This is a genomic window from Gallibacterium salpingitidis (assembly GCF_030517105.1).
Lineage (GTDB): Bacteria > Pseudomonadota > Gammaproteobacteria > Enterobacterales > Pasteurellaceae > Gallibacterium > Gallibacterium salpingitidis.
Genome location: NZ_CP103875.1, coordinates 2,241,879 through 2,254,111, shown reverse-complemented (window position 1 = coordinate 2,254,111; position 12,233 = coordinate 2,241,879). Strand labels below are relative to the sequence as shown.

Below are 12,233 nucleotides of genomic sequence, written 5' to 3'. Positions count from 1 at the left end.
GATAAATATAAAGACCCGTCTTTTTAGACGGGTTTTCTTTTATTATTAGAAGTAGAAAAGAAAAAATTCAGTAATGTTATGCGATTGAATCAACAACAACAGCAAGCAGTAACAACGATTAATACACCTTGTTTGGTATTGGCAGGTGCTGGTTCAGGGAAAACCAGAGTAATTATTAATAAAATAGCCTATTTAATTGAGCATTGCGGTTATCTGCCAAATAGTATTGCTGCAGTAACTTTTACCAATAAAGCTGCACGTGAAATGAGAGAACGTGTTGCTCAATCTATTGGTGCGCAAAAAAGTAAAGGGCTTATCGTTTGTACATTTCATACGTTAGGTTTTGATTTGATTAAACGTGAGCATAGAGAGCTCGGATTAAAGTCCAGCATTACGTTGTTTGATGAACATGATCAGAAGGCATTATTACAGGAATTAACGGCAACAGTTTTATTAGAAGATAAAGATAAACTGACTCAGTTGATTAACTATATATCTACTTGTAAGAATAACCTTATCTTGCCAAAACAAGCATTAGCGTTAGCAAAAACGCCGATAGAAAAGACATTTGCTGAGTGTTATCAGTTATATGTGCAACAAATGCATGCCTATAATTCATTAGATTTTGATGATTTGATTATGTTGCCAACTTTATTATTACGCAGTAATACAACAATTCGTGCGAAATGGCAGCAAAAAATTGCTTATTTATTAGTTGATGAATACCAGGATACTAATACTAGCCAATATGAATTGATCAAATTATTAGTAGGTGAGCAAGCGAAATTTACGGTTGTTGGCGATGATGATCAATCAATTTATTCTTGGCGAGGTGCTAATCCCGAGAATATTGCACGACTTAAAGATGATTTTCCTAATATTTCGGTCATTAAGTTAGAGCAAAATTATCGTTCTACACAAAGAATTCTGCATTGCGCCAATATTTTAATCGATAATAATGATCATATTTTCACAAAAAGATTATTTTCTGAGTTAGGTACTGGAGAGTTGCTAAATGTCATTGAAGCCAAAAATGAGGAACATGAAGCGGAGCGTATTGTTGGTGAATTAATGACTCACCGTTTTTTAAAGAAAACGGCTTATCGTGATTATGCTATTTTATACCGAGGGAACCATCAATCTCGTTTACTCGAAAAGGTGTTAGTACAGAATCGTATCCCTTATAAAATTTCTGGTGGTACATCTTTCTTTTCCCGAATAGAAATTAAAGATGTAATGGCTTATTTACGATTATTAGTAAATCAGGATGATGATTCAGCTTTTATTCGAATTGTTAATACACCAAGACGAGAGATTGGTACTGCAACATTAGAAAAATTAGGTAGTTTGGCTAAAGAAAAACATTGTTCATTATTTGCAGCAATCTTTGATTTTGAATTATTACAGCGAGTTACTCCAAAAGCTTATACGGCATTACATAATTTTGCTGATTGGATTGTGCATTTATCAGATCAAATTGTTAGGAGTGAGCCGCAACAAGCGATTCGTGAAATGTTTGCACAATTACAATATGAAGCGTATCTGTATGAGCAAGTGAATAACCCTAAAGTCGCAGAGATACAAAGTAGAAATGTCGCAATGTTATTGCAGTGGGTGCACGATATGTTGGAAGGAGATGAGTTTAATCCGGCAATGACCTTATCTCAAGTGGTTTTGCGTTTAACATTACGCGATATGTTGGAACGTAATGAGAATGAAGAGAGTGGCGATGAAGTGCAATTAATGACACTGCATGCTTCTAAGGGATTAGAGTTTCCATATGTTTATTTGATTGGGATGGAGGAAGGCATTCTACCGCATCAAAATTCCATTGATGATAATAATATTGAAGAAGAGCGACGTTTGGCTTATGTAGGAATTACGCGTGCGCAGAAAGAACTGACCTTTTCTCGTTGTAAAACTCGCAGACAAATGGGAGAAATTATTCAGACAGAACCGAGCCGTTTTTTGTTGGAATTACCACAAGATGACCTTGTATGGGAAAAAGATAAATTGCCTTTAACAGAGCAACAAAAACAGCAACAAAGGCAGGAAGGATTTGCCAGATTAAAGGCCTTATTAAAGGATAATTAATTAGAGAGTTACTGGGCAAATAAAGCAAGATTGTTCATAAATTAGTTATTTTGATGATAATCCATTCAATCAGACTCAAAAACAGGTTTTTTCATAAAAAAGCGTTGACTTATTTTCTAAAATCCATATTATAGCGTCTCAACCGAACGAGGTGAGATGGCCGAGAGGCTGAAGGCACACCCCTGCTAAGGGTGCATAGGGCTTAAAACTCTATCGAGGGTTCGAATCCCTCTCTCACCGCCATTTATTCAACGCATCCGTAGCTCAGCTGGATAGAGTACTCGGCTACGAACCGAGCGGTCAGAGGTTCGAATCCTCTCGGATGCGCCATTTACTTGCTACTCTAGAGTAAATTGGGAATAAATAATAAGTTCAGTTTTTCTCAGCGCATCCGTAGCTCAGCTGGATAGAGTACTCGGCTACGAACCGAGCGGTCAGAGGTTCGAATCCTCTCGGATGCGCCATTTCATTCTTATTATCCTTGATTTCTCTTATATCCATTTTCTTTTAATAAATTGCGATTTCGCACTATTTCTATATATTTTTCTCATTTTTTTATAATTATTATTGACAACAATTATTATTTGCCATAACTTACACCACCTATATGCGATTCATTTTCATTTACATTCCATATGGGGTAATCTATGTTTAATTTTAAAAAGCTTGCGTTAGCAACTATCATTTCATCAACCGTTCTTTTTTCTAATACTTTATTAGCTGCACCTGTTGATTTATCTAAAGAAACTAAACAATATCAAGCATTTGTTGTTGAGCAAATTGATGAATTAGTAAAAGGTACAACACAATTTGTTGCTGATTTAAAAGCAGGAAAATTAGAAGAAGCGAAAAAAGCTTATCCATTAATCAGAATGTATTATGAACGTTCAGAACCAATTGCTGAAAGTTTTGGTGATTTAGATCCACGTATTGATGCTCGTGAAGCGGATTTAGAAAAAGATCAAATTTGGAGTGGTTTCCACAAAATTGAAAAAATCTTATGGACAGAAAATACCACTAAAGGAACAGAACAAATTGCCGATCAATTACTCAATGATGTGAAAGAGTTACGTGCGAAAGTACCAACAGTAGAAGTTACTGGTGACTTAATGGTACAAGGTGCAGTGGATTTATTAAATGAAGTATCAACAAGTAAAATTACTGGTGAAGAAGAAATTTTCTCTCGTACTGACCTTTATGACTTTAAAGCGAATGTAGAAGGCGCAGAAAAAATTTATGAAATTCTTAAACCAAAACTTACACAAAAAGATGCGAAATTAGTGAAAGAATTGGATAAACAATTTAAGAATGTAAATAGCTTATTAGATAAATACAAAGTTGGTAAGCACGACTATAAAGCTTATACAGAACTTTCAAAAGAAGATACTCGTGTGTTAGGGGAAGCTGTAAATAAATTGGGTGAGCCACTTGCACAAATGGGTGTTATCCTCGATGGAGCAAACTAATTTAGAGTAATTTTTAATAATTAACCACTGTTTTTCGGAACAGTGGTTTTTCCTTTTTTAATGGGACAGAAAAAATGAGTACAAAAGATCTTATACAGCAAAAAAATATGAATAATGGACGTCGTCAATTTTTAAAAAAATCAGGATTAATGTTAGGCGGTGGTTTAGCTGGATTAACCTTAACCACTCAGCAAGCCACTGCTGCGGAAGCAACTAAACCGGTTGATAAGCATTGTTTATCTGATATTACTTATCCTTTTTATGGTGAGCATCAGCAAGGGATTCTGACACCGCAACAAACTTATGTATATTTCTTGGTATTAGATCTTGCGACAGAAAATTTGCATGAAATTAGAGAAGTTTTCAAAACGTGGACAGCTTATGCCGCACGTTTAGTACAAGGGAAAAACGTAAAAGAATATGCAAAAAATCATTTTGTGCCGCCAGCGGACACTGGAGAAGCGGATGATTTATCAGCATATGGTCTAACCTTAACGTTTGGCGTATCGCCATCATTTTTACAAAAATTAGGCTTACAAGATAAAGCTCCAAAAGAATTTAAAGACCTTCCGCTATTCCCTCGTGATCAGTTAAGGGCGGAATTTAGTGGCGGAGATATTTGTATACAATCTTGCGCCAATGACGCACAAGTCGCATTTCACGCGGTACGACAATTAGTGCGTGTTGCTCGTTCCAATGTCACTATGAAATGGAGTCAATCAGGTTTTATTTCAGCAGATAAACCAACTGATACACCACGTAACCTTTTTGGTTTTAAAGATGGTACAGCTAATGCGAATACCTTAAAAGATACCGCAGGACAAGTTTGGATCGATCAACCAGCATGGCTACATGGTGGTAGCTATATGATTGTACGTAAGATTGTTATGCATTTAGAAACTTGGGATCGCACCAGTTACAAAGAACAAGAGCGTACTTTTGGTCGCCATCGTACAACAGGAGCACCGATTGGAGAACAAGATGAGTTTGCACCGTTAGATTTAGAGAAAAAAAATCATCATGGTCAACCAATGATTCCCGAGGATTCACATTCTGCTTTAGCGCATAAAACAGGTAAACAAATTTTGCGTCGTGCTTACTCTTATTCAGATGGAATTAATCCTCGTACAGGGCAATTTGAAAGTGGCTTACTGTTCATTTGTTACCAAAAAAATCCAGATCAATTTATTACCATTCAAAATGCATTAGGTAATGTGGATCGTATGAATGAATATATTACTCATATTGGTAGTGGCTTATTTGCCTGCTTCCCTGGAGTAAAAGAGGGAGAGTTTATTGGACAAGCTTTATTGGGAGCGTAGTATGAAAATCCTTAAAAATGCCAATTTTTTGGGAGTAGTTTTATTATGGCTGTTTGTGGCAGTAAATGCTGTTGCAGCAGAAAATAAAATTAATTTAAGCCCATTATTTATTCAGCTGTCAGATGCAATGAGTGCAGTGAAGGAGAGTAATCCTGAGCAAGCAAAACAAGATATTGAACAAATTCAGCAGCAATTTATCGCGATTCCACAACATACCTCACCAGCGGGAAAAGTGGTATTAGAGCAACTGACAAAAACGATCGCTAACACAGATATTGAACAGTTAAATCAACTTTCTGTTGCTTTGTTAGCGTTTGATAAGGAGCAACATCCTTTAGATATTGCTGAGCAGAAAAAACTATTCAAAAAACGTATTGTGCCTGCTTTTGATCATTGGCAAAAGGTGATTACTGAACAGAAAGCGCAACCAGATGTTGAAGTCTTGAAACAACAATATCGTTTATTTAATAGTATTTGGACTAAAAATGAGCGCTTGGTGCGCGATGTTGATATGAGTTATTACGGTAAGATTGAAACAGCTTTGGCGTTATTGCGCGTTGCTATTGAAACTGAGCCGTTAGATTATCAACGGGTAGAGCAAAATACACAAAAAATCGCGACACAATTTGATGATTTCTTGTCTGGGAAAAAAACGGAGAATGTCACAGGCAATTATCAATTAAGTGATGGTGTGAATTTACTCAAAGAGGGATTAGCCGCGTTTCAACAGCAAGATAATGCCACTGCACAAGAAAAATTAACGACTTTTATTGAGATCTGGCCAATTATTGAAGGCGATGTCAGTACGCGTGATGGTTCTTTATATACGCGTGTAGAGAGTGAAGTTCCAGTGATTCTGGCAAAAGGGCAAGAGCCAAAATATCAAGCTAATTTACAGCAATTGATTGATCAATTAGCTGCAATTAATCCTGCTGCAAGTTATACCGCTATTGATGCGATGTTAATTTTATTGCGTGAAGGATTAGAAGCTTTATTAGTCGTGATGGCGTTAGTTAGTGCGTTACGTGTTGCAAATCGTCCGCAAGGGTATAAATGGGTAAGTGGCGGTGTAGTTGCTGGGTTATTATTAAGTCTAGTCGCTGCGTTTGCATTGCAACGTTTATTCCCCGCCGCAAGTTCAGGCACCAATCGTGAAATTATCGAAGGTGGCGTTGGGATTGTCGCTGTATTGATGATCTTAACCATTGGTGCCTGGCTGCATAGTAAATCATCAGTAAAAGCATGGCAGGCTTATATTAAGAAACATATGGGGAAAGCATTAACGACTGGTAGTTTTGTTTCTTTGTTTGGCTTAAGTTTCTTATCGGTGTTTCGGGAAGGTGCGGAAACTATCCTATTTTATGTAGGGATTTTACCGAATATTAGTACAGAATCGTTTGCATTAGGTGTTGGGATTGCAGTGGTTATCCTTGCAGTATTAGCAGTGATTATCTTAAAAAGTTCAGTTAAATTACCAGTACCAACAATGTTTAAGATTTTAACCTGGGTACTGTATGTATTAGGGTTTAAGATCCTAGGAGTGAGTGTACATTCATTACAAATAACTCATATTCTTCCAATTACTATTGTAGACAGTTTGCCGAACATTGAGTGGTTAGGCTTCTATGCCACTTTAGAAACCATCATTGCGCAGGTAATTTATATTGCACTGATTGTATTATTACAGAAATGGCTACAGCGGAATGAAACGGCTACTGCATAATAAATAAGTAATATGGTGGAAAGGAGCAATTATCGTTGCTCCTTTTTTTTGAAAGTTATCATCATGGCATAATTCGTTTACAATGAATGCCTTGAGAGTGAATGATCGGGAAAGTAGTCATGTTTACAGTCTATTATGCTAACCAACTGGAGTATCAAAAGGATTTATTAATTCGATTATTAGAGGTACAACCTTTAACTGATCCTTTTGCAAGTAATATTATTTTGGTACAAAGTCCGGGAATGGCGCAATGGCTGCAGATCCAATTAGCAGATCATTTTGGTATTGCCGCTAATTTTACTTTCCCAATGCCTTCAACTTTTATTTGGCAACTCTATAAAGAGAGTATCCCTTCTGCAGGAGAAAAGAATTTATTTGGTAAAGAAAATCTTGTTTGGCGTTTGATGCGCATTATACCTCAGACTTTGGATTTGCCAGAGTTCACAAGTTTACGCCATTATTTAGGTGAGCAATTTACACCGTTAAAGTTGTTTCAATTAGCCGAAAAAATTGCCGATTTATTTGACCAATATTTGGTATATCGACCAGATTGGATTAAACAATGGGAAGCAGGAGAACAACAAAGCTTACAACATCAAATTGCACAACAAATCACGCATCGTTATCAAGCGATTTTGCCAACCATTATGCAAGATTTATCTTGGCAAGCGATCTTGTGGCAAAAACTCATTAATGACATGCAACAGGAGCATCAACAAGATATGATCTGGCATCGTGCTAGTTTGTATCAACAATATCTTGATTTATTAGCGAATGGACACAAACCAAAATATTTACCAAAGCGAGTTTGTGTTTTTGGTATTTCTGCATTACCGTCAATGTTTCTTACTGTTTTGCACGCACTAAGTGAACATACCGACATTCATCTCTTCTTTAATAGCCCTAGTCGCTATTATTGGGGAGATATTATTGACCACCGCTATTTAGAAAAATTAAAACTGAAACAACTGAAGCAAAATAGTGATGATCAGCAAGTAGTGAAAACTATTTATGATGAATCATTGACAGTGGGGCATCCGCTATTAGCCTCTTGGGGAAAATTAGGGCGTGATTTTCTCTATTCATTAACACAGCTCGAACCAAATGAAATAGAGTTATATGTTGAACCTAAAGGTGATTCATTATTACAACAGATACAGCGTAGTATTTTAGAGTTAACGTATGCACAAAATGAATCATCACGATTGCATTATCAAACTGGAGATACCTCATTAAGTTTTCATGCTTGCCATAGTCCAATGCGAGAGGTTGAGGTCTTGCACGATAATCTGTTGGCAATGTTTGCTGCAGATCCAAATTTAACGCCTAAAGATATTGTTGTGATGGTGGCGGATGTTGATCGTTATACCCCTTATATTCAGGCGGTATTTTCGCAATATCGTTTTGAGGATAAACGCCATATTCCATTTGCAATTTCAGATAGAAAAATCACTGAAAGTGATGTGGTTATTGCTACATTCCTACAATTTCTTACTTTTAAAGAGTCATTGTTTTCAGTAGAGATGGTATTAAGTCTGTTAGATGTGGCTTGTATTCGTCAGCGTTTTTCGATTGAGTTAGAAGAGTTATCACAAATTCGTGAATGGGCAATTCAGTCAGGGATTCGCTTTGGATTATATAAGCAGGATGCTGAAGATGTGCCTAATTATAATGCGTGGCAGAATGGTATTGAGCGAATGTTATTAGGCTATGCACTAAAAAATGAACAAGGCGTATGGCAGGATAATGTTGGCTTTGATTATAGTGAGGGTTTACAAGGCAAAATTGCTGGGAAAGTAGCCCATTTTATCGAGGCGTTGCAAGAGTGGTATCAACAATTACAGCAACCATTAGATATTGAACAGTGGCGGCAAACGCTTTTAATCTGTATTGAACGCTTTTTTGAGGTGCCTGAAAGTAGAACCGTTGTTGCTATATTAAAACAGGCAGTTCACCAGATTTTAGATACAGCGTTAGAAAGTAATTATCAAGAAACTTTAGATGCCGAGATTATTAGTGAGTTATTACAAGCAAAATTAAATGAGCAGGAAAATAGCGTACATTTCCTAATGGGACAGCTTAATTTCTGTACGCTATTACCAATGCGTGCTATTCCATTTAAAGTAATTTGCTTATTAGGAATGAATGAGGGTGATTTTCCACGACAATTAGCGACTAACAGTTTTGATGTGATGCAGTATCAACCACAAAAAGGCGATCGTGTGCGTCGTGAAGATGACAGTTATTTATTTTTAGAAGCACTACTATCAGCACGAGAAAAATTATACATCAGCTATGTAGGCTATTCAGTTGTGGATAATACTGAGTATCAACCATCAATCCTAGTCAGCCAATTGCTTGATTATCTTGGTGAAAACTTAACTGAACCAACACAGATTGCTGAGCTTAAATTCTCTTATCCAGCGACTATTTTTAGCGTTAATAACTTCCTTGAACCGCATTTTTCTTATGCTAAAGAGTGGGCAAGAGTTGCCGAGTTGCAGATTGCTGCTAAAAACATAGAACCTTTTGTCACAGAATTGAAGCAATCGGTAACAGATGAAACTGTTAAAGTGATTGCATTAGATGACTTAATTCGCTTTGTGGTAGCACCACAGCGTTATTTCTTTGAGCAAAAGTTAGGTGTGTTTCTTAATCAAAATAATGAAAATGTAGCGGAAAGAGAGACATTTGCTTTAGACAATCTTGCACAATACCAATTAAAAGAACGCTTATTGCAATATGATTATGCTAGTTGGAACGATGAATTTGAAAAAGCAAAACGTGAGGGCGTTTTACCTCGAGCAGGGTTTGCTTTTTTACAACAAGCAGCATTAGAAGAGACTTGTGCTGCGTTATGGAATGTGGTTGCTGATTATCACACTATGCCAGCAGAATCATTAAAAATTGAGATCCATCTCGATATTGATGGTGAAAATATATTGCTGCAAGGGCAAATCGATCAACTTTATCAGGGGCAATATGTTGGTTGGCGAGTTGGCAGAATTCGTGAACAAGAACAAATTAGCTTATGGTTGGCTCATTTATTGCTACAAATAGCAGGAGAACAACAAAATTCGTGTTTTTATGGGCTAGAGTCAGGAAAAGTAACAACGCTTAATTTCAGACCATTAGAGCGAGAAGAGGCTTTAAGACAACTAGAAGTTTATATACGAGATTTTCTACAAGCACAGCAACAAATCAGCTTAGTGCCAACATTTAGATTAGAGCAGTTCAGTAAGCTCTTTGCGGATGAAAATAGTGATGAAGAAACATTACGCTATGAATTAAGTCAAATAGACGAACAAAATAAGCAGTATCAGTATTGGCAGCGGTTATTGCTACAAACCCCTTCATTAAATTATCAACAGATTAGAGCTAGTTTTATAAATTGGTTTGAAAAAATGTTTGCGTGTGTAGAAAGAGGGAACAGTTTTTAAATTGAAAGCAATATGTCCCAACCTTTGGATAGGGCATATTGCTAAGCAGGATAATACACCATGTACAAGATACTTTTTTATTTTTAGTTTTTAGAAAAACAGTAATTGTATTGAAATCCATGAGTATTGAGGATGAGACGATATAAACTATTTGTTGCAGTAATATACAATTCGTTTTGATGAATTCCTCCTAAAGTGCAATTAGAAACAGTTTTACCAATATGTATTTTGGCAATATATTTTCCTTGTGGTGTGATAACTAAGACGCCATCTTCGCAACTACAATAAATTAACTCATTTTTGTCAAGACAAAAACCATCAGGAATTCCAGGTGTAATTTCACAAATAGTACGGCGATTTTGTAATTGGTGTCCAACAACATCAAAAGCAACTAAATGATGTAGTCCTTGCTGTGAAAATTCAACACTAGACATATCAGCGACATAAAGTGTTTTTTCATCAGGAGAGAAAAATAAACCATTTGGGCGCATAGTATTAAAGGTTGCGAGATATGTTTTGTTATCTTCAGGATAGTAACAATAAATATAACAACCGATAATTTCACTTGGCGCCTGATAGCCTTCATGGTTACTAAGGATTCCATAAGGTGGATCAGTAAACCAAATTGAACCATCAGATTTTACGACTAAATCATTTGGTGAATTAAGGCGTTTTCCATCAAATGCTGTCGTTAAGGTATTTATTGTTCCATTCAGATCAGTATGGCTAATGGAACGACTTCCATGTTGACATGTGACTAGTGAGCCATCGGGTAAAACAGCGTTTCCGTTAGCAAAATCGGAGGGTGAACGGAAAATGGTTACTCCTTGATTGGCTTTCCATTTATACATACAGTTACCTTTTACATCACTAAAAATAACTGCATTTTCTTTTGGTAGCCATACAGGACCTTCAGCCCAAATAGCTTGATCAAAAAGTTCCTCTAAAACAGCGTTATCAGGAAATAGCGTCTGAAAACCAGCGTCATAAATTTCAATGTTCATCATACATATTCCTGTATTAATAATAAGAGGGTAATTAACCCTCTTATTATGTTTTTATTTAATTCCCCAAATTGTTTTGTATGCTTCTTTGTAACCATTTTGTGGGTCATACATATTTTTATCGCCACCATCGTAAGCAATGTTTTCTTTTGTTACGAGATGTACTGGAGTTACATAGCCAGAAGGTTTGTCTCCTGAGAATGCACGATTTAACTCATCAACTAATTGCCAACCATGTAGATTAAGTGGCTCTGGTACTGTTGCAATTTGGTGATCTCCGCTGCGAATACGTTGATAAGCGGTAATAGAACCATCTCCTGCGGAGATATTATGTGGAAATTGATCTCCCTTGATGCCTGCAGTACGAAGTGATGGCGCCATAAAGTCAAAATATAAATCGTTAATAGCCAAAGTATATTGGAAGTTATCTTTATATTTTTGTAATGTGCTGAAGGTTAAACCAGGCATACGGCTTGAAGTGTCTGCTAAAGGAGTATCGACAAATTCAAGCACTTTACAAGTTTTGCATTGTTGGATTGTCTCTTTCATGACATTTGCTTTGCGTAATGCAATTTCATATAACGAGTCTGTAAGAATGACAACTTTTGCTGTGCCTTCTGATTGTGCAACTGCTAATAAAGCAGATAATTTTGCGATTTCATCTGAGTCAGAAGTGACGTTATAGAAAATATTATATTGATCGATGGCACCTGGTTGTGGGGTTGCGTGCCAAGCGACAAGTGTAATTCCTTGTTTGCTAGCTTTTTTTAAGGGGTTACGAGCAACATTAGGATTCCAACCACCAATTACAATAGCATCAGGTTTTTTTGCGATAGCTTGATTGAGTGAAGCTAATTGGTTGTTTACAGATCCAGCACCGTCAAGAACATCCAATTTCCAACCAACAACTTTAGCCGCTTCTTTCATACCATCTAAAACACCTAATACTCCCCCATTTTTCATATCAGATGCGATAAATATAACTGTCTTACCTTGTTGAAGTTTTGGACCTGTTGTTGGTCCATCCCATTTGGTTTGTGGTGCTGTAGCTGCTGCAACAGTTGTTTTTGCTTGAGAAACAAAATCATCTGCAGCGAAAGTATGCTGGTTAAAGAAAAACAATCCGGCAGTAATTAAGCTAACAGTAATGCTTTTTTTGAAAGTTTTCTTCATATGAATTTCTC

General features: G+C 36.5%; 7 protein-coding genes and 3 tRNA genes. 8 read left to right on the top strand and 2 right to left on the bottom strand.

The window, feature by feature from the left end; genetic code table 11:
- The first annotated feature begins 78 nt into the window (after positions 1-78).
- The 8 genes from rep to recC all read left to right on the top strand — a co-directional run bounded on the left by rep (position 79) and on the right by recC (position 10,045).
- Entirely contained in the window at positions 79-2,094 is a 2,016-nt protein-coding gene (rep, locus tag NYR30_RS10770) for a DNA helicase Rep (RefSeq protein WP_302501069.1), read from the top strand.
- A 150-nt stretch (positions 2,095-2,244) separates the two neighbouring features.
- Positions 2,245-2,337, top strand: a tRNA-Ser gene (locus NYR30_RS10765).
- Between the two features lie 10 nt (positions 2,338-2,347).
- Positions 2,348-2,424 (top strand) — tRNA-Arg (locus NYR30_RS10760).
- A 57-nt stretch (positions 2,425-2,481) separates the two neighbouring features.
- A tRNA-Arg gene (locus tag NYR30_RS10755) sits at positions 2,482-2,558 on the top strand.
- Between the two features lie 183 nt (positions 2,559-2,741).
- Positions 2,742-3,560, top strand: a complete 819-nt coding sequence (gene efeO / locus NYR30_RS10750; RefSeq protein ID WP_066112963.1) for an iron uptake system protein EfeO — start codon at positions 2,742-2,744, stop codon at positions 3,558-3,560.
- 74 nt (positions 3,561-3,634) lie between these two features.
- Positions 3,635-4,882, top strand: a complete 1,248-nt coding sequence (gene efeB, locus NYR30_RS10745; protein WP_066112962.1) for an iron uptake transporter deferrochelatase/peroxidase subunit — start codon at positions 3,635-3,637, stop codon at positions 4,880-4,882.
- 1 nt (position 4,883) lies between these two features.
- A complete protein-coding gene (locus tag NYR30_RS10740; RefSeq protein ID WP_066112961.1) occupies positions 4,884-6,605 on the top strand; it encodes an FTR1 family iron permease in 1,722 nt (573 codons plus the stop codon).
- Between the two features lie 119 nt (positions 6,606-6,724).
- Entirely contained in the window at positions 6,725-10,045 is a 3,321-nt protein-coding gene (gene recC, locus NYR30_RS10735) for an exodeoxyribonuclease V subunit gamma (protein WP_066112960.1), read from the top strand.
- Between the two features lie 83 nt (positions 10,046-10,128).
- Here the strand turns inward: recC and NYR30_RS10730 are convergent, their stop codons facing one another.
- Positions 10,129-11,052, bottom strand: coding sequence for an SMP-30/gluconolactonase/LRE family protein (locus NYR30_RS10730; RefSeq protein WP_066112959.1), 924 nt, complete (start codon positions 11,050-11,052; stop codon positions 10,129-10,131).
- A gap of 51 nt (positions 11,053-11,103) precedes the next feature.
- Positions 11,104-12,222 carry an ABC transporter substrate-binding protein gene (locus tag NYR30_RS10725; RefSeq protein WP_066112958.1) on the bottom strand — a complete coding sequence of 373 codons (1,119 nt, stop codon included), beginning with the start codon at positions 12,220-12,222 and terminating at the stop codon, positions 11,104-11,106.
- Positions 12,223-12,233: the final 11 nt, after the last annotated feature.